The sequence below is a fragment of the Mesorhizobium sp. L2C084A000 genome, from assembly GCF_000502875.1.
In the GTDB taxonomy this organism is placed as follows: Bacteria; Pseudomonadota; Alphaproteobacteria; order Rhizobiales; family Rhizobiaceae; genus Mesorhizobium.
Map to the genome: position 1 here is coordinate 274,027 of NZ_AYWX01000003.1, position 21,253 is coordinate 295,279.

Genomic DNA, 21,253 nt, shown 5'->3' on the forward strand with positions numbered 1-21,253 from the left:
ATGACGGACGAATCCCTTTGCACCGCCATCCTCTTAGCCGAGACTTCGTTCGAGCATCTTCAGATCACGCCGACCGGCGCGAAACGTATCGCCGGTTTCGATCGCTGTCACGATCACTTCGGCCGGACTGAACAGCAGCGGGTCGATGGCATAGAAATCGCCCTTGAACCGCGCGAAGATCTCGGCGAAGGGTTGGCCATAGTCCCGTGAGGCGCTGCTTGGGAGTTTTTCCGCGAGTTTGCCAGCTTCTTTCGCCGATCCTTTCACGAAGAGCTGGACGCTGCCGCCATAGATGATGGCATCGTTGGTTCGGCCCATGGCGGTCAGGAAATCCGGATGGGGGGCGGGGATCGGAGCCGTTCCGATGCCATCGACAACGTTCTCCAGCGGGAATTTGAGATCGTTGATCTTGTGCAGGGCAACCTCGAGCGCGCGCGCAACGATCTGCACGCCGCCGGCAAGGCTTTGTGTCGGCGCATAGAGGAAGGTGAGCTTTTCCGTCGCCAGTCCAGTTGCCTTGCCCACTTTCTCAACGATCGCGCGGGGAGGCGGTTCGGCCGTCTCCAGGATAAGCACCGCAGACGATGCGATGTCGCGATAGGAAAGTGTTTCGAACAGGGGTTCGACCCGGGCGAGCGCCCGCGCCGGCCCAGATCCCATGGCGAAATAGTCCTGGCCAGATAGATTCCAGCCCGCATATTGGCTGCCCAGGCAGGCTAGCACCGGCTGCGAAGAGCGCGCTTCGACGGTGAACGGCCATTGCTGTGACGCGCGATCCATGAACACCGAAACGCTGCCGAGACCGCCCATCGCGGCCTCAGCCATGCGCAGCCCGGCTTCGACGCTGCCGACGGTCTTGGCGCCGGCATCGATCAGGCGCTCGCCCAATGGCCCCGTGGAGACGACGATACGAAGGCGTTCGGCGTCGCCGATCATGCCGTCAACGATGCGCTGTGCATTGTCGTTCAGGAATGCCGAACCGTCTTTCATGTCCGGTCTCCTTCCCATTGGAGTTGCAATTGACTGGCTTGTCCCTTGATGAGCCGCTTGGTCGATTGGACGCTCGGACCGCGCGCGAAGACCGTGCAGACAGGGTCGCCGGCAATCAGACGGGTGCCAGCCGACTGCTGGTCCGCTGTCCATTCAGGCCAGGCGATCGACGGAAAGTGAGTGATTGGCGTCGCGGCGTAAGTCACCATCGACGCCATCGAATCGACGAAGCGCGGCAAGCGGAAGACCTGACCCGTCGCGGCGCGCAGATGCGCTTCGATCAATGGCGCTTCGATATCGTCGAAAATGTCGAGGGTGGCGCCTGGCCTCGGATTGATCTCGATGAACTTGTAGCCATCCGGCCCGCGGATGAGATCGGCGCTGCACAATCCAACCAGGCCGGCGCGCCACGTCAGACTTGAGAGCCAACCGCCGATGAGCGCCGCCTGTCTGCGATCGAAGCGTCTCAACCGCACGGCGCCGCCGTAGCGATAGGGCGCTGTCGGGGAGGGGGACGTCCACTGTTGGCTGAAGCCCACGATGTGCGCGGTTTGCCCGTTGCCGACGAACAGGGCCGAGATGCTGCGTCCGGCAACGAAGCGCTGGAAATAGCGGCCGGCGGTCGGGCTTTCTCCGGCTGCTCGTCTGACGTGCCCGCCGCCGGCGCCGCCCGCGGTCTTGATCACCCAGTTCTCCGGATCAGGCGGCTGGTCCCATCGCAATTGCGGATGCGGGATGCCGAGTTCGGCGCAATCATCAGCCAGCAACTGCGGATCCTTGATCCTGCGGATCGCGCCGCCGCCATTGCCTGCGAGCGGAAAGTGTCGCGCGATCTTGTCCACGGTCTCAGGCATCCGCTCAAACCCAGAGCCCAGGATAATGGTGACCGGGAGGTCGTCGCCAGCCAATCGCCGAAGCGTGTCGATGATGCGCTCGCCATCGACGCCCCCCTGCAGGTCGCCCGGCAATATCGTCGCGCGTTCTGCGAGTGCGACGGTGTCCGTATCGCAAAAGAAATCGGCGACCAGCGGACGATAGCCGGCGCGACGCGCGGCGGCGGCCAGCGCCCGGCCTGAAATTGCCGCGATCAAAAGAGATCCGGCGTTACTTGGCAATTTCGCGTGCAAGGGAAAACGCTTCCTGAAAATCGAGCGTGATCGTCTTTTCGGATTCGATCATTCTTTTGAAGAGACCGAATTCGACCTTATATTTGACATTGCCGATGGCAAGCGGACCAATGCCGACAGCTTTTGCCGTTTCGAGTGGATCACCATTGGCATTGACGGCCAATCCTTCGATGCCGGCCGGGGGAACAGCATTGACGTCGGCCGCAATAAGCAGGTCATTGCCTTTCAATTGGGCTTTGGAGACCACTTGGACGCCGGCTTTAGCGCAAGCCAGGATAATTTCGTTTGCCTCGACCAGCTTTGTCTTGCGGGCGTCGCTCGATCCGTCAGCGGCATCGACGATGATGTTGAATCTGCTTTCGATCTCGGCCGCGATCTGCTTGACCCTTTCGATGCCGTCATGGCCGACAAGTGTGACCCGTGCACCTTCCTCTGCCGCGATGACGGCGGTGCAGAAGCCGACGACGCCGGTGGCGCCGAAAACAGCCACCCTCGTATCCCTGAGCCCACGCTGGAATTTCTTCTCCAGCGCCTTTTCGACCTTGGCCACCATCGCCGCGGCCGTGGTGAACGAGCCGGCCGGATCGGCAAATACCGAAACCTGGAAAGGCGGAACCATCGCCTTCTTCGCGGCGTCGAACATGTCGAGCGCCAACGAGGCATCCTTCCCGGCGATGAAGATGCCGGTGTCGACACCCGCATCCGGCGGGCGCGAAAAGATCGCGTCCTGGACCAGGCCTGTCACTTCGGCGAGGCTTACATCGACATAGGGGACGACGGCGTCGAAACCTGCGTCGAGCGCCATATTCACGTCGAAGGGGCTCATCTGCTTCAACGGTGTCAGCATGTGCAGGATGTGTTTGCGGGCCATTTCTTGCCTTTCTGCCTGAAACGGGAGCGTCAGCTGCCGACGAGATTCAGCCTGGTTGAGCTGATCTTCGCGCCGGAGTTCCTGCCCTTGACGATCTTGATCTCAAGGCCGTCTCCAACTTTCGTCTTCCGAACCGCGTCGACGAACTTGAGTGCGGCGTCATGCGATGGCGCGAAGGCAAAGCCTGTCGGCCCCCAGGAACTCTGGCCGATGCCGACGGCGCCTGCTTCATTGAGACGGTGGGCCGCCATCTCGACCCCCTTCGAGGTGAACACGCCGCCCTGCGCCGGGGCGAAATGGCTGCCGATCAGCATCTGTATCGCGGTGACGGCGGCGCCGAATGCCGGAAGGTCCCGCTCGACCAGAGCCGGCATAATGCCCATCAGCACCCTCCGGCAGATCTCCCCGCTGCCTGCCGTTGGGAATGGCGGCAGCGAACGAAACGCCGCGACCTCGGCAGCGCCATGCAGTCCATGCCCGGAATGGTCGAGGATGAGGATGACGCGCCACTCTTCCGGAAACGGCAGCCGCGCGACGACCGGAGGCGTTCCGCCGCGGTCGTTCTTGCCGGCGTCGACTATGACGCCGCCGTCTTCGAAACTTGCGATGCCGATGCCGGATCGGCCGCCCCGCTCGAGCAGGCTGGCGTCGCCGACGATATCCAGAGGCAAATTATGGAGAGTGCGCAATGCCGAGGCGACGGCAAGGGCGATCTGCGTGCCGGACCCCAGACCCGCATGACTGGGGATCGACTGCTCGACCACCAGATGGTGCTGGCCGCGAATGCCGAGATGCTTGCAGAGCGTCGACAGATGCTCGCTGGCGCGGGTGCTCTCGGAGTCTTCGACGATGGTCTCGCCGGACCGCGACAGGGTGACGACGGTTTCGGGTTCGCTCAATGGAAGCCCGATGCTGCCGAACCGCCGTCCGGCATCGCCATTGAGATCAAGGAAGCCAAGGTGCAGGCGAGCGGGCACTCGTATGGTAACAGAATTCGACATCTGCCCCCCGATGGGTGCATCATGGATGCATCATGGAAGTTTAGGTGCCCGGTACCATGATAACTGTTTTCGTCGATGGGGCAAGCCAAAGAGAATGCATCACGTGTTTGCCGGCTCCGGCGCATAGACAGACCGAGCAATTCGCGGAGGTCGAGATGAACGAGACAGTCAAGGAAAAGGTCTATTCGGAAGCCGAGATCGCCGATCGGCTTGAGAAGGAGCTGCCGAAATGGCGTTACGAAAACGGCTGGATCCGGCGCAAATACAAGACCCACAGCTGGAAATCGACGCTCATGGTCATCAACACGGTTGGCCATCTCGCCGAGGCGGCGTGGCACCATCCCGATATCACCGCCTCCTATGCCTGGGTCGAGGTGCGCCTGACGAACCACGCGGCGAAAGGCATTACCGACAAGGATTTCGAGTTGGCGAAAAAGATCGAGGATGTTGTTCAGTGGCAGCCGGCCAAGGAAGGCGGGGCGCTGGAAGGCACTCCGCTGACCGATCAACGCTTCGCTTACGTCAAATATGACTAAGCAGGGTCGGAATTTGTTGACGCGTATGAAAACATTCGCTGATCCGCTGCAAGGTGGGGTTCACGGCCAATCTAGTTTCGTCTAGGATCGGGCCGGCACCAGAAAGTAGTTTAGCGAATGGCGGTTGCTTGGATCGGCAACCGGGAAGCGCTGATTGAGCACGCGGCTGCGCATGCCGCGTCGCTATTGTCGTCAAGTCGGTGCCCGGTTTTCAGCTTTGATACGGATATAGACGGCACCAGGGCGGCGATCGCGCTGGCCGAGCGGGCTGGCGCGGCATACGACCATGCCGATGGCGCGGCACTTGCCCGAGAGACCGCGCTTTTTACGGACAAGGGGGCAATGACCGTCGCCCCCGGAGAGACGCGCCGGCGTGCCGATGTCGTGGTGATCGTGGGCGAGCTCCCGCGGATCCATCATGGTCTTGTTGGCGAACTCGCTGGGACGGTTCCCGACCTCTCGACCGGGAACCAGCGCGAGTTCTTCGTGGTAGGCCCAAACGGGATGTCCGTGCCGCCGCTGAACGGCGGCCGCAAGGCAACGCAACTTTCCTGTGGCCAATCCAGCCTCGCCGCCACGCTGGCGGCACTGAGGGCACAGTACAAAGGGCAGCGTACATCGCAACCGGTGTCGAATTTCAATGATTTCGCCAAAGCTCTGGCGGCCGCGCATTTTCCCGTGTTCCTGTTTTCGGGCCATGCCGCCGAAGGCTTGGCATTGGAGATGCTGCAAGGACTGATCGCCGATCTCAATCGCAAATCGCGCGCATCCGGCCTTCATCTGCCGGCGAACGAAAACGGCTGGGGAAGCACGCTCGCCTCGGCCTGGATGACAGGTTTTCCGCTGCGCACCGGCTTTGCGCGCGGCTTCCCGGAATTCGATCCCTGGCGCTGCGATGTGGCGCGCATGATCGCTGCCGGCGAAGCCGACCTGCACCTGCGGATCTCCGCCACAACGGCTCAACCGAAGGAAAAAAAGCGCCGCATCGCGCTGATTGCGTTGACGAAAACGCAAGAGCCGGTTGCCGGCGCCGCGGTCACCATCGCCATCGGCGAGGCTGGGGTCGATCACGATGCGGTTGTCTACTCCAGCCGCACGGGCTCGCTCAGGTCGATCGATGCGCAAGCGGCCTCGCAATTGCCCTCCGCCGCGACGATCATCCGCCTGATCGCTACCCATGCTTTCGCCGAGGCACCGCCATGCTGACGAAAATCGCCAGCGGCGACATCATCGATCCCGTCAACGGCCGTCTCGGCAAGGGCGACCTCTGGATCAAGGACGACAAGATCGTTCCGGCGCCGGCGGGAGGGGCGGCCGATCGGATCATCGAAGCCAGCGGCTGCATCGTGATGGCTGGCGCCATCGACATCCACTCCCACATCGGCGGCGGCAATGTGAACACCGCGCGGCTGCTCTTGCCCGAACAGCATGCCGCCCATCAGGTGAGGCCAGCAACGACGCCGCTTTCCAATGCCGGCTGGTCGACGTTCCAGACGGGCTGCCTCTACGCAAAGATGGGCTTTACGACGGTCGTCGAGCCGGCGATGTCGCCGGGAGCGGCGCTTCACACGCATCTCGAACTGGCTGACATCCCGATCATCGACAAAGCGACCCTTGCCATTCTCGGCAATGACGATTTCCTGTTGTCGATGATCCGCGACGACGCCCCCCGAACGATGATCGAGGACTATGTCGCCTGGACGGTCGCTTCGACGCGAGCGCTTGGGGTCAAGGTGATCAACGCCGGTGCGGCGGCCGCCTTCAAGGAGAACGTCCGCACCTTCTCGCTGGACGATGTCGTGCCTTCCTATGGCGTCAGTTCGCGCAAGATCGTCAAGACGCTGCAGGCCGCCGTCGACAGTCTTGGCCTGCCGCATCCCCTGCATGTCCATTGCAACAATCTGGGCAGCCCCGGATCGGCGGATACGGCGGCTGCGACGATTGCAGCGGCGGATGGGCTGCCGCTGCATCTCGCCCACCTCCAGTTCTATGGCTATGGCACGGAAGGAAAACGCGGGTTTTCTTCCGCCGCCGCACGGCTTGCCGAACTGGTCAACGCGACGCCGGAAGTCACCATCGATATCGGCCAGGTCATGTTCGGCCAGACGGTCACGGTGTCCTCCGACGTCATGCGGCAGTTTTCGGCGCGTGGCAGCGCGCACCCGAAAAAGACCGTCATTCATGATGGTGACGGCAATGGCGGCGGCATCGTGCCCTACAGCTATGGCAAGGACTTCTACGGCACGATGCAGTGGGCGATCGGGCTCGAGCTTTTTCTCCTGATCGACGATCCCTGGCGCGTGTTCTTCACCACCGATCACCCCAACGGTGCACCTTTTACCGCTTATCCGGCGCTGTTCGAACTGCTGATGAGCCGGGAAGCGCGCACCGAAATGACCGCTGGACTGTCATCATCCGCCCTGGCGCTCTCTACCCTGGCCGCAATCGACCGCGAATACACGTTTGAGGAAATCGCCATCATGACGCGCGCGGCGCCAGCCAAGCTGCTCGGCTTGACGGATCGAGGCCATCTCGGCGCCGGCGCAACAGCAGACATCGCTATCTATCGCAGGGACCGCAGTATCGCGAAAATGCTCGGACGGGCGGCGTATGTTTTCAAGGATGGCGATCTCGTCGTGCAAGACGGGGAAATCATCCATTACCGCTGGGGCAAGGCATTGAGGCTCAAGCCCCCTGTCGACAAGGCAATGGTGCGACGGCTCGAGGACTATCACCAGCAGCGCTACGGCCTGTCGCTGGACTGGTTCAATTTTCCGGATTCCGCGATTGCGCGCGAACAGCCATTCGGCGAGGTGCCATGCCGAACATGAGCGTCAATGGGATGACGATCGACGATACCTTCGCGGAAGCCTTCGGCATGCGCGCAACCGCCATCGTCATCACCGCGCCGAGCCGGAAATGGGCTCGCCAGGCGGCGATCACGATGACCGGCTTCGCCACCTCGGTGATCGGTTGCGGCTGCGAAGCGGCAATCGATCTCGACCTGCCGCCGTCGGCCACACCGGATGGCCGGCCGGGCTGCCGCGTCATGATTTTCGCGATGGGAACGGACGAATTGCAGAAACAACTGCTCAATCGTGTCGGCCAGTGCGTTTTGACCTCGCCGGGTTCCGCCTGCTTTGCCGGGCTGCAGGGCAGCGCCGAGCTCAAGCTCGGTTCGGCGCTGCGTTATTTCGGCGACGGCTGGCAAATCTCCAAGAAGATCGGCGACAGGCATTTTTGGCGTATTCCCGTCATGGATGGCGAGTTCCTGTGCGAAGCAACGACCGGACTGACGAAGGAAGCTGTCGGTGGCGGCAATTTCTTTGTCATGGCGCAAAGCAGCGCCAACGCTTTGGCCGCTGCCGAGGCCGCGGTCGCTGCGATCGGCATGGTGCCTGGCGCCATCGTGCCGTTTCCGGGCGGCATTGCCCGTTCGGGTTCCAAGATAGGTGGCAAATACAAAGGCATGATCGCCTCGGCCAACGAAGCCTACGCGCCGACGCTGCGCGGCGTCGTCGCGAGTGAACTCGGTCCCGACATCAACGCCGTCCTGGAAATCGTCATCGATGGTGAAACCAATGATGCAGTTGCCGCCGCGATGAAGGCCGGCATCAAGGCTGTCATAGAGCTCGGACCGAAAAGAGGCGCGGTTCGCATCAGCGCCGGCAATTACGGCGGCAAGCTCGGAAAATTCATCTACTCGCTGAAGAATATGCTGCCATGAAGGGGCTGACCTTCACCCTGGTTGCCGAGCCGCCGGAGCGCCTTGACCTGTCGCCGCTGACGCCGGAGCGGCTGGCCGGGATCGAAACGCGCGACGTCGAAACAATCCAGATCGGCATGTCGAAGCAGGGATCGAAGGTGGGCGACATTTTTCGCGTCGCCGGCAGCGATCCGACAAACATCGTGTTCGAGGGCGGAAGCACGCGCCTTGACCTTGTGGCGCAAGGCATGCGGGGTGGGTCGGTTCGCCTCGTTGGCAATGCCGGCGCCCAGGCCGGGCGCGCCATGCGCGGTGGCAAGCTGACGATCGAAGGCAATGCGGGTCCATACGCCGGCTCCGGCATGCGCGGCGGCAGGCTTGAGATAACAGGCAATGCCGGCGACCACCTCGGTGCGCCGCTCGTGGGGGAACTGGCCGGCATGAACGGCGGTGTGTTGATCGTCAGGGGCAAGGCGGGCGCCTTCGCGGCGGACCGCATGCGGCGCGGCCTGATCGCGGTGCTGAAAGGCTCCGGCGACCTTGCCGGCAGCCGCATGATCGCCGGCACGCTGGTGGTGGCCGGTGGCACCGGCGAGATGCCCGGCTATTTGATGCGTCGCGGTTCGATCCTTCTCGATCGCGCGCCGGCACGCATGTCGCCGAGCTTCGTCGAATGCGGCGCGCCCGAGAGCGTTTTCGCCGCCATCATCGATCGTCATCTGATCGCCGACGGCATTTTGAAACGGCCGCTTCTGGGGAGCGCACCGCGCAAATATGGCGGGGATAACGCAGTGCTCGGAATGGGCGAGGTTCTTTTTTCGCGCTGAGATCCGTCGACACAAGAACCATAGGATGGCAGGACGCAAGTGCTGCCGCTGGTTGGCAGTAGGGGGCGACCGTCATCCGACCCGCAACGTGGAGAACACATGAAAATCATCTCTCAAACGAAAGCCCATGGCGGCGTGCAGGGCGTCTATTCCCATTTGTCGACGAGTTGCCGTTGCGACATGATTTTTGCCGTTTTCATACCTCCGCAGGCGCGGGAGGCGCCTTGTCCCGTTGTGTGGTATCTCTCAGGCCTGACGTGCACCCACGCCAATGTAATGGACAAGGGCGAGTACAGGCGCATGGCCGCCGAGCTTGGCCTGATCGTCGTCTGTCCCGACACCAGCCCGCGCGGGGCCGACATTCCGGATGAAAAAGACAACTGGCAGTTCGGCTCCGGCGCCGGCTTCTATCTCGATGCGACGCAAGAACCTTATGCGAAGAACTATCGTATGTATTCCTATGTCACCGAGGAGTTGCCAGCTCTCATCGCGGCTGAATTTCCAGCCGATATGGCGCGCCAGGCTATCTCCGGCCATTCGATGGGCGGGCATGGCGCGCTGACGATTGCCTTGAAGAATCCGCAGCGTTTCAAGAGCTGCTCGGCGTTTGCCCCGATCGCCCAGCCAAGCACCGCCGGCTGGTCGAGACCGGCTTTTGAGAAGTATCTCGGCGACGATGAGGCCTCGTGGCGAACCTGCGACGCGACGTCGCTCATCGAGGACGGATACCGTTTCCCCGAATTTTTGGTGGATCAGGGAACGTCGGACGGATTTCTTGACGACGGGCTGATGCCTTGGCTGCTTGAGACGGCCTGCGCCAAAGCAGGTATTCCGCTGAAGCTGCGGATGCAGGATGGATACGATCACTCGTATCTTTTCATCTCCAGCTTCATGGACGACCATCTGAGATGGCATGCTGAGAGGCTTTGATCTGGGCAGGCCGAAGGCATGGCCAGATGCAAACAAGTTATCGACTCCGACGCCTTACACCGAGGGCGCCGCGCCTGCCGCCGTCAAACGCTACACATTCAGCCCCGACGCCGCCCACGCGAAAGAACTGAAAGCAGTAGCCGACCTCAATGAGATCCCCGAGCCGCCCTGCGGCGAAATGCCTGACGGCATCCAGTATTTCGAGGTGCCCACGGGTGAGGGGCGCAAGGTGCTGTTCGTGCGGATAGGGCAGGACGAGCAGACGCTGGAGGTGTTGCCGTAGAGATAGCAGGCGGGATCAGAGCCTGATCCGATTGAGTGAATTGCCTTCTACGCCTCTACGTATTCCGCGAGGCTGACACCCTTGGGCACATCCAGCCCATCGGCTCGCAAACCTTCGATGTGCAAGCGTATTGCATCGCGAATCTCGGTTTCCACTTCAGGCACAGTGGCACCTGTCGCGATGCAGCCGGGTAGGTCCGGCACATAGGCAGAGAAATTACTTCCTGCTTTTTCAATCACCACCGCGTAACGCATGTCATCACTCCTTCAAACCTGACTGCTTGAGGATGCTGTTCAGTGTTCCCTGTGCAACCTCTTCAGACGGCTTGCCAGCCACGGTGACGCGGCCGGCTTTGACTTCATGCTTATATTGGCGATGGCTGCCCTTGGTTGCAACCAGATACCAGCCGTCGGCCTCCAGCAGGCGAATGATCTCGCGAACTGTAAGCCGAGGTGGCACTAGACCTCAGCTGCACCCGCTCGTCGAGCCGCACGTATCGCACTTCTCACAAGTCCCATTCCGCACCATGGTAAAATTCTGGCACTCGGAGCAGGAATTTCCGGTGTAGCCCTGGAGCAGCGATTTGGCGCGGCGGTCGTTGGCGAGTTTCTTCGCCTCGGCCGCCTCAACGGCCGCGGCGTCGGTGAACAATCCCGCGGTGGCGTCGGATGCAGCCGCTTCCTCGAAGGCGATGTCCTCGGCCAGTTCCTTCGCCCGCTCCTCATAGTCGCGCTTGTAGGCGACCGCTTCGTCGCTGGCCGGTTTCAGGGCCAGCACGTTGGAGCCGGAGAAGGCGGTCGGCACTGAGCGGGCAGGGGCGCCCGAGGGGGCCGCAAAGCCTTTCGGATCGTTGCCGCTGACACGCGATACCAGCTTTACCGGCGAGGCGCCACGGGTCAGGCCCTTGGAGACCGCATCGGTCTTGCCTTCGCTGATGCCGCGGCCAAGTGCGGTGTTGGAAAAGTCCGACTGGTCAACATGGGCGAGGTCGTTGCGGCCGAGATAGGAGATCGCCAGCTCGCGGAACACGTAGTCGAGGATCGACGTCGCGCTCTTGATGGCGTCATTGCCCTGCACCATGCCGGCCGGCTCGAACTTGGTGAAGGTGAAGGCGTGCACATATTCGTCGAGCGGCACGCCATATTGCAGGCCGAGCGAGATGGCGATGGCGAAGTTGTTGAGAAGGCCACGCAAGGTCGCGCCTTCCTTGTTCATGTCGATGAAGATCTCGCCGAGACGGCCATCGTCATATTCGCCGGTGCGCAGGAAGATGGTGTTGCCACCGATCTTGGCCTTCTGCGTGTAACCCTTGCGGCGGCCGGGCAGCTTTTCCTGCTCGCGCGACACGCGCTCGATGATGCGTTCGACGATCCGCTCGGTGATCTGCGCCGCGCGCGCCGCCGCAGGTGCGGCGAGCAGCTGCTCGACGGCATCATCCTCGTCGTCCTCGCCATCGGCGAGCAGCGAGGAATTGAGCGGCTGCGACAGCTTCGAGCCGTCGCGGTAGAGCGCGTTGGCCTTCAGCGCCAGCTTCCACGACAGCATGTAGGCGCCCTTGGCGTCTTCCACCGTCGCATCGTTGGGCATGTTGATGGTCTTCGAGATGGCGCCGGAAATGAAGGGCTGTGCCGCCGCCATCATCTGGATGTGGCTGTTGATGGACAGCGAGCGCTTGCCGATCTTGCCGCACGGGCTGGCGCAATCGAACACCGCCAGGTGTTCGGCCTTGAGGAACGGTGCGCCTTCCAGCGTCATCGCACCACAGACATGGATGTTGGCGGCCTCGATGTCTTTGCGGGAGAAGCCGAGCGCCGGCAGGATCTCGAACGAGAAGTCGTTGAGCTGCTCGTCGGTGAACCCGAACGTCTCCTTCACCCAGTCGGCGCCGAGCGTCCACTGGTTGAAGACGAACTTGATGTCGAAGGCCGATTTCAAGGCTGCGTTGAGCGCGGCGATCTTGTCGTCGGTGAAGCCCTTGGCCTTGAGCGCGCCGGGGTTGATGGCGGGCGCCTGGTTGAGGTTGCCGTGGCCAACCGCATAGGCCTCCATCTCGGCGATCTGGGCTTCGGAGTAGCCGAGCGTGCGCAGCGCTTCCGGCACGGCGCGGTTGATGATTTTGAAATAGCCGCCGCCGGCGAGTTTCTTGAACTTCACCAGCGCGAAGTCGGGCTCGATGCCGGTGGTGTCGCAATCCATGACCAGGCCGATCGTGCCGGTCGGCGCGATCACGGTCGCCTGCGCGTTGCGGTAGCCGTGCTCCTCGCCGAGCTCGATGGCGCGGTCCCAGGCGGCCTTGGCGTGGGTCGCAAGGTCCTGCTGCTTCAGGTCGGAAGCGACCAGCGGCACCGGGTTGACGGCGAGCTTCTCGTAGCCCTGCTTCTCGCCATAGGCGGCACGGCGATGGTTGCGCATGACGCGCAGCATGTTTTGCGCATTGCGGTCGTAGTCGGCGAAGGCGCCGAGCTCGCCGGCCATCTCGGCCGAGGTGGCATAGGCCATGCCGGTCATGATCGCGGTGAGTGCGGCGCAGATCGCGCGGCCTTCATCGGAGTCGTAGGGAATGCCCGACGTCATCAGCAGGCCGCCGATATTGGCATAGCCGAGGCCGAGCGTGCGGTATTCGTAGGACTGCTTGGCGATCTCCTTCGACGGGAACTGCGCCATCATGACCGAGATTTCGAGCACTATGGTCCACAGCCGCACCGTGTGCTCGTAAGCGGCGATGTCGATCGTGCCGTCGGCGTTGCGGTAGGGCAGCAGATTGATCGAGGCGAGGTTGCAGGCCGTGTCGTCGAGGAACATGTACTCCGAGCACGGGTTCGACGCCCGGATCGCACCGGCCGATGCGCAGGTGTGCCAGTCGTTCATCGTCGTGTTGAAATGCAGGCCCGGATCGGCCGATGCCCAGGCGGCGTAACCGATCTTTTCCCAGAGATCCCTGGCCTTCAGCGTTTTCATCACCTTGCCGTCCTTGCGGGCGGTCAGGTGCCAGTCGGCATCGTCCTCGACGGCGCGCAGGAAATTGTCCTTCAGCGACACCGAATTGTTGGAGTTCTGGCCCGAAACCGTGAGGTAGGCATCCGAATCCCAGTCGGTGTCGTAGGTCTTGAACGACATCGAGCTATAGCCCTGCTTGGCGAACTGGATGACGCGGTAGATGTAGTTCTCCGGCACGGCGGATTTCTTGGCCGCCTTGATCTCGCGCTTCAGCGCGGAGTTGATCGACGGGTCGAAGCAGTCGTCGCCATTGCCTTCGCAGTTGACGCAGGCCTTCATGATCGCTTCGAGATGCTTCTTGACGATCTTCGAGCCGGTCACCAGCGAGGCGACCTTCTGCTCTTCATTGACCTTCCAGTCGATGAATTCCTCGATATCGGGGTGGTCGGCGTCGACAATGACCATTTTGGCGGCGCGGCGCGTGGTGCCGCCCGACTTGATGGCGCCCGCCGCACGGTCGCCGATCTTGAGGAAGCTCATCAGGCCCGACGAGCGGCCGCCGCCGGACAGTTTTTCGCCTTCGCCGCGCAGCAGCGAGAAGTTGGAGCCGGTGCCGGAGCCGTATTTGAACAGGCGCGCTTCACGCACCCACAGGTCCATGATGCCGCCCTCGTTGACGAGGTCGTCCTGTACGCCCTGGATGAAGCAGGCATGCGGCTGCGGATGCTCGTAGGAGGATTTCGACTTGGTCAGCTTGCCGGTGAACGGGTCGACATAGAAGTGGCCCTGGCTCGGGCCGTCAATGCCATAGGCCCAGTGCAGGCCGGTGTTGAACCATTGCGGCGAGTTCGGCGCGACGCGCTGGGTGGCCAGCATGTAGGCAAGCTCGTCGCGGAAGGCGCGCGCGTCTTCCTCCGACCCCTTGAAGTAGCCGCCTTTCCAGCCCCAGTAAGTCCAGGTGCCGGCAAGCCGGTCGAAGACCTGGCGGGCGTCGATCTCGGAACCGTAGCGCTCGGCTTCCGGCAGCTTCGCCAGTTCCGCCTCATCGGCGACGGAGCGCCAGAGGAAGGAGGGGACGTCGTTCTCCTCGATCTTCTTAAGGCGTGCGGGGACACCGGCCTTGCGGAAATATTTCTGCGCCAGGATATCGGCTGCAACCTGGGAGAACTGCGCCGGCACGTCGATATTGTCCAAGCGGAACACCACCGAACCATCCGGATTCTTGATCTCCGAAAGCGCCTTGCGGAATTCGATCTCCGCATAGGCAGATTGTCCTGGCTTGGTGAAACGACGCTCGATGCGCATTGGTCCGGTCCCTTTTGTCTATATATAGCGCTTTTCCCAAGGGATTTCTGCCCCCGATGCGAAACGCGCATGTCCGCCGTCTGCCGGGCGTTCGAAACGACCGGCTCTCCATTTTCGCGGTCTCCGCCGGCCCTGCTGGTCAAACTCCTTGCGAAGTATCTGTCCAACGCGCCGACGAACCCGCGGGTCCCTCAAAACTGATTTTTTCCGATTCCCTCGATCGAGGGAAATTCACACTATCTAGCGTCGAACCTACCTGCAAACACTAAATATAGTATTAACAGACAATTTATTCAAGCCCGACAATTGTCCCTATCGTCCCAACCGCCCCACAATCCCAACGCTTCCGCCGGCCTCGTAAACAGGCGGAAATGCGAGCAAAAACGCACATAGTCCGGGAAAAAAGACCGGGCTCAGAACTTTCCGGTCGCACTCTCAACAGGAGCACATGGCCTATAAAAGGCGACTCGTTTTGCGCCGTCAAGGATTCGTTTGCGTAGCTTTTGTGACCCCAACATCTTGTGTGTCACATATGTGGATAACGGGGATAGAATGCAGGCGCGGATCACGATTTTCCGCGCGCAAGCTTGCCCGGGCGTCAGCCGTAATGCAGCCGGGGTTTTGGCTCGGTGCCGGTGAACTGCACCCCGATACGGTCGTTGCGTCGCCAGCGGACCTCGCAACGATAGGCAATGCCGTCGAGCGGCACATAGAGAAGGAAGCGATCTGGGACCCGGGCTTCGAGCGGTATCTTCAGTTCGGCGCCGCCGTCGTGCTGATTGCGCAGCGTGCAGCCCACTTCCGAATTCGAAATTCCGGTGATGATCGACCCGCCCTTGAGCACGCGCGGACGACGCTCGCGCTGGGGCTCGTCGGACTCGTTTGGAATTGGATTTGCGGGATTCGCCATCGATCAAAAATACCAGAGCTGCCGAATCCTATCCTTGATTCCTTAGCAAAGCATTCATGTCGATACGCGGCAACGCATGTCCAGCCCTTGCAAGCCAGTCCCGTTTTGCAAAGAGCGCGGTGTGGCCGCCCGTCAGGAGAAGCTGTGCGGGTCGGCGCAGAAATAGGCGATGATCTGGCAAAGGTCGGGTTCGTTGACCATGCGCACCGCTTCGCTTGCGCGGACCCATTTGCGGGTGCGTGAGTGTTTTTCCTTCCAGCGGTCCGCGACTTTGTCGACATGCAGCGGAAACACCAGGACCTCGCACGGCACTTCTTCGCCGGAAGCCAGTACCTTGGCGTAGAAGTAACGGCCGGCTTCAAGATGAGAGACACGACCGCGCAGCCCGGCCTCCTCGCCGGCTTCGCGCGCCGCGGCCTCGCAGAGCGGCTCCCTGGCCTCGGGCCAGCCCTTGGGCAACACCCATCGACCCGTATCGCGGCTGGTGATCAGCATGATCTCGACGCCGTCTCCCGTGTCGCGCCAAGGCAGGGCGGCAACCTGCAGGCGGCACGGCGCCGTGCCGAAGAGCCGTCGGACCCTTTCGGCCAGATGATTGTGTGTCGTTGGCCTCGTCAACATCGAAGAAGCTAGCCCCAGCCTCCGGAATCGTTTGCCGTCTCACGAATCTTACGGCTAATTGTCGGCAATAAAAGTAAAAAATTTCATTCGCCTGGCCGATTTCCGCCGATAGACGTCGATTTCACAAAATATCCGGCCCTGCCGGACCTGTTTGCGAAAGCAAATCATCCCCAGTGCAAGCTGCCGGTCTGTAACAGGCAGGTAGTTCGAATCAGCCCGCGTGGTCGTCGGCGATCGGCTTCTGGTAGGTGAAGCCCATGTCCCACGGGAAATAGATCCAGGTGTCCTGGCTGACTTCGGTGACGAAAGTATCGACCAGCGGCCGGCCTTTCGGCTTGGCATAGACGGTGGCGAAATGCGCCTTGGGCATCATCGCGCGCACGATGCCCGCCGTCTTGCCGGTGTCGGTCAGGTCGTCGATGATCAGCACGCCGGCGCCGTCTTCGGCGAGCAGGGCAGGAGTGATCTCCTTGAGGACCTGCAGCTGCCCCTGGCTGGTATAGTCGTGATAGGAGGCGACGCAGACCGTCTCGATGACGCGGATGCCGAGTTCACGCGAGATGATCGCCGCGGGGACCAGCCCGCCTCGCGTGATGCAGACGATCGNTGGAACTGGTCCCAGGAGACCGGAAAGGCTTTTTCGGGAAGGGACATGTCGCGCACTCCACAGCACGCGGGGATCGCGCGCAGGAAAACAGGGGAATGCGCGCGGAATTAGCTGGAAAGCCCCCATCTTGGCAAGAGTAAGGGCCTTGGCAAAGGCAAGGGCCAGCGATCGCTGTGGACCTACCGCGACAGGAAGGCTGCCACCGGCGCGGTGCGCAGCACGCTGCGCGTCACGCCGCCGAACAGAAGCTGACGCAGCCATGAGTGGCTGTAGGCGCCGAGCACCAGCAGATCGGCGCCGGTTTCCGCGATCCTGGTCTGGATGATGTCATCGACCGAACTGCCGCCCGACTGCTGCACCGAGACGCTGACGGTGGCGCCGTGGCGCGATAGCGCCGACGCGATTTCGGCGCCGGCGGCCTCCGGGCTGTCGTCGAGCGTTTCAGGAGGGTCGATAACCAATATGTCGGTCTTCTCGGCTTCGATGATGAAGGGCAGCGCGTCGAAGGCGGCGCGTGCCGCTTCCTTGCTTCCGTTCCAGGCGAGCAAGACGCGTTTGAAGGTGGTGATCAGCGGACCCTCGTGCGGCACCACCAGCACCGGCCGGCCGGCATCGTAGACCAGCGTGTCTACGTCCGCACTGGAATCGCCGCCCGTTTCGCGCTGCGCCGCTATGATCAGGTCGGCGGCCCGCACGCTCGAAATCCCGGTCAGCGCGCTGTCACCCGAAAAGCTTTCCAGGCTTCGCCACTCGAAGGAAAGACCGGAATCCTCGATATGCCTGAGAAACAGTGTCCTCAACTTCTCGGCCCGTTCCCGGTTCATATCTGCCGAAACCTGCAGGAATTCGGTGTCGGGAAAGCCTGTGGCGGAGGTGTAGGGCACGGGAAGCGTTTCGGCGTGGATGCCGACCAGATGGCTCTGAAACCGGGTGGCGAGCGGAATGGCGCAGTCGAGCACGCGCTCGGCGTCCTGCTCGTTCTGCAGAATGGCGACGATGGTTTTGAATCGCATGACAATCCCTCAGTTTACGAGCTGGCGAACTCGTGCCGGGGAAACGTTGCAGCGTCGTGCTTTGTTCCGGGCTGGACCCGATCAGCCGGGATTGTTGGCGAAGCCGGCGACCATCGCCTCGACATCGGCGCGCGCCGCGTCCAGCGCCTCCTGGCTGCGGGCACGCACGACCAGTTCGGTCCAGAACTTGCCGTCGCCATATTTCGGGTAGGAGCCGATGATCGTATCGGGATGCGCTTTCTGGATATCGCCCAGCGGCCCGCCGATGAGGCCTTCGCCGAACGGGCAGGGCACGGTCGCCGACAGCATCTTCGTGCCGGCCTTCAGCGTCGGCACGACATTGTCGAGCATGGCCTGGAAAATCGATGGCACACCGGCCATGACGTGGACGTTGCCGATGCGGAAGCCAGGCGCGACCGACACCGGATTGTCGATGAGATCGGCGCCGCGCGGCATCCGTGCCATGCGCTTGCGGGCCTGCGTGTATTCGATGCCGCGCGCGGCATAGCTCGCCTCCAGCATCGCATAGGCCTTGGCATCGTATTCGCAAGGCACGCCAAAAGCCTTGGAAATGGAATCGGCCGTGATGTCGTCATGCGTCGGGCCGATGCCGCCGGTGGTGAACACATAGGTGTAGCGGGCGCGCACGGCGTTCACCGCGGCGATGATCTCGTCTTCCTCGTCAGGGACGATGCGCACTTCCTTCAGGTCGATGCCGATCGCCGTCATGATGTCGGCGAGATGGCCGATGTTCTTGTCCTTGGTGCGGCCGGACAGAATCTCATCGCCGATGACGAGCATGGCGGCGGTCACGATTTCAGGCATGGAAGGCTCCGGCAAGGCGAGTGGCCTGGGAAGGCGAGTGGTCTGAGATAGCGCGGCGCGACGGTGGCCGCAATGTCATCTTCGCGCCGCCACGGCGAGCCGATGAGGTCAAGGATCTAGGTTCGAACTGGTCGAGGGAATAGGGCACATGCCGCAATTCGTGATCCCGGAGCGAACCGCCGCATTCATCGAGCGCATCGCCGGCCGGGCTTTGCTGGTCAGGGCCTCACCTCAGCTTCACGACAATTTCAAGGAACCATTCGGCTGACTACCGGGTTTTATGAGTGTCGCACCAAGGCGGCTAAGATACGGAGTGATTCAATGGTTACAAAAATTCTCGCAGCATCTGTTCTGACGATCGGTCTCGCAACATCGGCGATGGCGCAGTCACTGGACGACAGGTATTCCAACAATCGTGATTGGTGGCTGTTCGGCGACAACGACCAGACAACTGTCGACCCCTATACCACGGGAAGCATCCGTGACGGCTCCGGGTTGAACACCCAAGGCAATACCGGCGCAATAGGCCCATGTGCCCACAACACGCCCGGCCCGGACGCCAACGCAGGGCAAAACGTCAACGATCAGTATTGCGGCAAATAGCCAGAACGCGATTTCCGAAAAGCGCACACTGATTTTCTGGAAAGCAATGTTCGAGGGCTAGTCCGCAAGGACAGCCGCTGGCCGCTGGCGCGTCCTTTCTCCGGACGGCGCTGCGGTCGGCGCCCTGTCGGACCGCTCAACATCAAGCGCTATACCGAATTAATCTGAGACTTCTGTCTGCGGCCGGTCGCGGCCGTCGGCCAATTCTTCGTGCCATTTGCCTTCGGCGTCCTCATACTGGATGCCGTCGGTCGCTCCGGCGACCTGCTGCTCGGCCGAGGCGATTTCGGCTGCGCGCAACGCGTCCTGATGCGTGGGAAACGTCTCGGAAAAGGTCGCTCCGACCTTGTAGGCCCAGCCGCCGTCATGCTCGACGATCTTGTAAGTCAGCTTCGCCATGGAAAACCTCCGGTTGAAAGGTCCGTCTGCTCAATGCAGCCGGTCGTCGGGCAGTCTGTCGTCGGGCACCAGCACTTCCGATTCCTTGGCGGCTTCAATCAGCGCCCGGCGCGCATCTGCTGTCGAACGATAACCTTCCAGCACTTTGAGGCAAGTGTCGAGGGCATCACGATGGCGCGGGCCGCGATTGAGCGGCCACACCGTCATCAGGCACTCCGCGGCCTCCTGGGCGCTGCGGATGTGGCGATATTTGCCGACGTGGCCAAGTTCGACGACGACCGGCACTTCAAAAGGTTTGTTGTCCATCATGGCCGCAACGCAAAGCAGCCAAATTGGTTGCAACCATGGCCGTCAGCCTGCGCCCAAACGTCTCAGAGGCTGTTTGAAGGTTCTACACCTGCGGTCAGCGCCGCAACCGGCAAGCATGCCCTGAACAGTTTCCTCCCACGCCCGGCCACGCCCGCCGCAGCCTCGTCCCACCCAACAGCTTGCGGACGGAATAGCTGCGAAGCACCGTCAAGCTGTCTGGAGACAGGAGGGCGCGTGTCGGGAGCGCGGACCGTTCAGCCTACTGCCTTCATCCAGTGCTGCATCGTGGTCACCGAACGGGCAAGTTGTGGCGCCGGGTGGATTGTCTCGCTGAATGTCGCCGCCGCACGCCATCCCCAGCGCGGATCAGCCAGGAAGGCCCGCGCCAGCGCCACCATGTCGGCGCGGCCCTCGGTGAGGATCGCTTCGGCCTGCTTGGGGTCGTCGATCAGGCCGACGGCGCGGGTCGGAATATCAGCGCCCTTGCGCACCGCCTCCGCCAGATGCACCTGATAGCCGGGGCCGGCGGGCAATTTCTGCAACGGCGAATTGCCGCCGCTCGAGCAGCAGAGATAGGCAACGCCTTCGTCCTTGAGCGCTTTGGCCACTTCGATCGCGTCCGCCACATCGAAGCCGCCGTCGACCCAATCCTTCACCGACAGCCTTGCGCCGAGCATCAGCTTTGGCACCGCCTTGCGCACCGCCTTGGCGATTTCGACGGCAAGACGCATGCGGTTTTCCAGCGAGCCACCCCAGCGGTCCGAGCGCTGGTTGGACAAGGGCGACAGGAACTGGAAGATCAAATAGCCATGCGCGGCGTGCAGTTCGATGAAATCGAAGCCGGCGCGTTCGGCTCGCCTTGCGGCCTCGGCGAAGCGTTCGATGAGCTGCAGGATCTCCTGGTCCTCCAACGCGTGCGGCACGTTCCAACCTGTGTCGTAGGGGATGGCCGAGGCGGAAACGGTCTGCCAGGGATCCTCGTTTGGCTGCAGTGGCCCGCCGCCTTCCCACGGCTTGCGGTTCGAAGCCTTGCGGCCGGCATGGGCGAGTTGGGAGCCGAATTTCGTGCCGGGTGCGGCGACGCGTCGTGCGGCGTCCAGTGCGCGGCGGGCGGCGGCTTCATTGTCTTCGGAATAAAGGCCGAGGCAGCCATGGGTAATACGCCCGCGCCGCTCGACATCGGTCATCTCGACTGTGACCATGCCGGCGCCGGACATTGCGAGATTCATCCAGTGATGGAGATGCCAGTCACTGGCCGAGCCGTCGTCGGCGGAATACTGGCACATCGGCGCGACGGCGATGCGGTTGGGGAAGGTGAGGCCGTCGAGGGTGATCGACTGGAAAAGCGACGCTGTCATGAGAAACTCCGGGAGGGTTCGCAGCTATTTAGGCGACCGATGGCGCCTGCGCCAGACACGAGGCGGTGAAAGGGGTTCTGGACCAATCACTGACG

General features: G+C 62.2%; 23 protein-coding genes. 8 read left to right on the forward strand and 15 right to left on the reverse strand.

The genetic code is table 11. From position 1 onward, the window contains the following. Nucleotides 1–33: 33 nt before the first annotated feature. From mch to X735_RS155715, 4 genes are read right to left on the reverse strand one after another with little or no spacing between them, the layout of a single operon-like run. Nucleotides 34–990 (reverse strand): methenyltetrahydromethanopterin cyclohydrolase, encoded by a 957-nt coding sequence (mch, locus tag X735_RS155730; RefSeq protein WP_023810421.1) that lies wholly within the window; start codon nucleotides 988–990, stop codon nucleotides 34–36. Continuing rightward, nucleotides 987–2,081 carry an ATP-grasp domain-containing protein gene (locus X735_RS155725; RefSeq protein ID WP_050592668.1) on the reverse strand — a complete coding sequence of 365 codons (1,095 nt, stop codon included), beginning with the start codon at nucleotides 2,079–2,081 and terminating at the stop codon, nucleotides 987–989. Before X735_RS155725 ends, mch begins: the two co-directional genes overlap by 4 nt. A gap of 13 nt (nucleotides 2,082–2,094) precedes the next feature. Next, nucleotides 2,095–2,988 carry an NAD(P)-dependent methylenetetrahydromethanopterin dehydrogenase gene (locus tag X735_RS155720; protein ID WP_023810423.1) on the reverse strand — a complete coding sequence of 298 codons (894 nt, stop codon included), beginning with the start codon at nucleotides 2,986–2,988 and terminating at the stop codon, nucleotides 2,095–2,097. 29 nt (nucleotides 2,989–3,017) lie between these two features. Beyond that, nucleotides 3,018–3,989: a beta-ribofuranosylaminobenzene 5'-phosphate synthase family protein gene (locus X735_RS155715; RefSeq protein ID WP_023810424.1), complete on the reverse strand. Its 972-nt coding sequence runs from the start codon at nucleotides 3,987–3,989 to the stop codon at nucleotides 3,018–3,020. A gap of 155 nt (nucleotides 3,990–4,144) precedes the next feature. Between X735_RS155715 and X735_RS155710 the strand changes: the two genes are divergently transcribed. From X735_RS155710 to X735_RS01000000165725, 7 genes are all read left to right on the forward strand, one after another. After that, on the forward strand, nucleotides 4,145–4,525 hold the full coding sequence (locus X735_RS155710; RefSeq protein WP_013532029.1) for a 4a-hydroxytetrahydrobiopterin dehydratase: 381 nt from the start codon (nucleotides 4,145–4,147) through the stop codon (nucleotides 4,523–4,525). A 117-nt stretch (nucleotides 4,526–4,642) separates the two neighbouring features. Further along, the gene (locus X735_RS155705) at nucleotides 4,643–5,731 is read left to right on the forward strand and encodes a tungsten-containing formylmethanofuran dehydrogenase subunit B (RefSeq protein WP_023810425.1); all 1,089 of its coding nucleotides are present in this window, start codon (nucleotides 4,643–4,645) and stop codon (nucleotides 5,729–5,731) included. Continuing rightward, nucleotides 5,725–7,356 (forward strand): formylmethanofuran dehydrogenase subunit A, encoded by a 1,632-nt coding sequence (locus X735_RS155700; protein WP_023810426.1) that lies wholly within the window; start codon nucleotides 5,725–5,727, stop codon nucleotides 7,354–7,356. The genes X735_RS155705 and X735_RS155700 overlap by 7 nt, the downstream gene beginning before the upstream one ends. Beyond that, entirely contained in the window at nucleotides 7,344–8,252 is a 909-nt protein-coding gene (gene fhcD, locus X735_RS155695; RefSeq protein ID WP_023810427.1) for a formylmethanofuran--tetrahydromethanopterin N-formyltransferase, read from the forward strand. Before X735_RS155700 ends, fhcD begins: the two co-directional genes overlap by 13 nt. Next, entirely contained in the window at nucleotides 8,249–9,058 is an 810-nt protein-coding gene (locus X735_RS155690) for a formylmethanofuran dehydrogenase subunit C (RefSeq protein ID WP_023810428.1), read from the forward strand. The genes fhcD and X735_RS155690 overlap by 4 nt, the downstream gene beginning before the upstream one ends. 99 nt (nucleotides 9,059–9,157) lie before the next feature. Next, nucleotides 9,158–9,988, forward strand: coding sequence for an S-formylglutathione hydrolase (fghA, locus tag X735_RS155685; RefSeq protein WP_023810429.1), 831 nt, complete (start codon nucleotides 9,158–9,160; stop codon nucleotides 9,986–9,988). After that, nucleotides 9,972–10,271 carry a hypothetical protein gene (locus X735_RS01000000165725; RefSeq protein ID WP_023810430.1) on the forward strand — a complete coding sequence of 100 codons (300 nt, stop codon included), beginning with the start codon at nucleotides 9,972–9,974 and terminating at the stop codon, nucleotides 10,269–10,271. Before fghA ends, X735_RS01000000165725 begins: the two co-directional genes overlap by 17 nt. Before the next feature lie 47 nt (nucleotides 10,272–10,318). Here X735_RS01000000165725 and X735_RS155680 read toward each other — a convergent pair whose 3' ends face one another. The 8 genes from X735_RS155680 to X735_RS155655 all read right to left on the reverse strand — a co-directional run bounded on the left by X735_RS155680 (nucleotide 10,319) and on the right by X735_RS155655 (nucleotide 18,489). Next, nucleotides 10,319–10,525: a type II toxin-antitoxin system HicB family antitoxin gene (locus tag X735_RS155680; protein WP_023810431.1), complete on the reverse strand. Its 207-nt coding sequence runs from the start codon at nucleotides 10,523–10,525 to the stop codon at nucleotides 10,319–10,321. Nucleotides 10,526–10,529: 4 nt separating this feature from the next. Further along, the gene (locus X735_RS1000000167315; protein ID WP_023810432.1) at nucleotides 10,530–10,730 is read right to left on the reverse strand and encodes a type II toxin-antitoxin system HicA family toxin; all 201 of its coding nucleotides are present in this window, start codon (nucleotides 10,728–10,730) and stop codon (nucleotides 10,530–10,532) included. Between the two features lie 6 nt (nucleotides 10,731–10,736). Continuing rightward, nucleotides 10,737–14,513: a vitamin B12-dependent ribonucleotide reductase gene (locus X735_RS155675; RefSeq protein WP_023810433.1), complete on the reverse strand. Its 3,777-nt coding sequence runs from the start codon at nucleotides 14,511–14,513 to the stop codon at nucleotides 10,737–10,739. 598 nt (nucleotides 14,514–15,111) lie between these two features. Next, a complete protein-coding gene (locus tag X735_RS155670) occupies nucleotides 15,112–15,423 on the reverse strand; it encodes a PilZ domain-containing protein (protein WP_023810434.1) in 312 nt (103 codons plus the stop codon). Between the two features lie 132 nt (nucleotides 15,424–15,555). After that, on the reverse strand, nucleotides 15,556–16,044 hold the full coding sequence (locus tag X735_RS155665) for an NUDIX hydrolase (RefSeq protein ID WP_023810435.1): 489 nt from the start codon (nucleotides 16,042–16,044) through the stop codon (nucleotides 15,556–15,558). A 211-nt stretch (nucleotides 16,045–16,255) separates the two neighbouring features. Continuing rightward, on the reverse strand, nucleotides 16,256–16,717 hold the full coding sequence (gpt, locus tag X735_RS01000000165730; RefSeq protein ID WP_245273182.1) for a xanthine phosphoribosyltransferase: 462 nt from the start codon (nucleotides 16,715–16,717) through the stop codon (nucleotides 16,256–16,258). A 113-nt stretch (nucleotides 16,718–16,830) separates the two neighbouring features. After that, nucleotides 16,831–17,664: a universal stress protein gene (locus tag X735_RS155660; RefSeq protein WP_023810436.1), complete on the reverse strand. Its 834-nt coding sequence runs from the start codon at nucleotides 17,662–17,664 to the stop codon at nucleotides 16,831–16,833. An 81-nt stretch (nucleotides 17,665–17,745) separates the two neighbouring features. Then, the gene (locus X735_RS155655; protein WP_023810437.1) at nucleotides 17,746–18,489 is read right to left on the reverse strand and encodes a competence/damage-inducible protein A; all 744 of its coding nucleotides are present in this window, start codon (nucleotides 18,487–18,489) and stop codon (nucleotides 17,746–17,748) included. A gap of 321 nt (nucleotides 18,490–18,810) precedes the next feature. Between X735_RS155655 and X735_RS1000000167320 the strand changes: the two genes are divergently transcribed. Further along, nucleotides 18,811–19,092 carry a hypothetical protein gene (locus tag X735_RS1000000167320; protein WP_023810439.1) on the forward strand — a complete coding sequence of 94 codons (282 nt, stop codon included), beginning with the start codon at nucleotides 18,811–18,813 and terminating at the stop codon, nucleotides 19,090–19,092. A gap of 159 nt (nucleotides 19,093–19,251) precedes the next feature. Here X735_RS1000000167320 and X735_RS155650 read toward each other — a convergent pair whose 3' ends face one another. The 3 genes from X735_RS155650 to X735_RS155640 form a co-directional block, all read right to left on the reverse strand. Further along, the gene (locus X735_RS155650) at nucleotides 19,252–19,491 is read right to left on the reverse strand and encodes a DUF2188 domain-containing protein (protein WP_013532013.1); all 240 of its coding nucleotides are present in this window, start codon (nucleotides 19,489–19,491) and stop codon (nucleotides 19,252–19,254) included. A gap of 30 nt (nucleotides 19,492–19,521) precedes the next feature. Continuing rightward, nucleotides 19,522–19,800 carry a DUF982 domain-containing protein gene (locus tag X735_RS155645; protein WP_013532012.1) on the reverse strand — a complete coding sequence of 93 codons (279 nt, stop codon included), beginning with the start codon at nucleotides 19,798–19,800 and terminating at the stop codon, nucleotides 19,522–19,524. Between the two features lie 254 nt (nucleotides 19,801–20,054). Beyond that, nucleotides 20,055–21,158: an NADH:flavin oxidoreductase/NADH oxidase gene (locus tag X735_RS155640; RefSeq protein ID WP_023810441.1), complete on the reverse strand. Its 1,104-nt coding sequence runs from the start codon at nucleotides 21,156–21,158 to the stop codon at nucleotides 20,055–20,057. Between the last annotated feature and the right edge of the window lie 95 nt (nucleotides 21,159–21,253).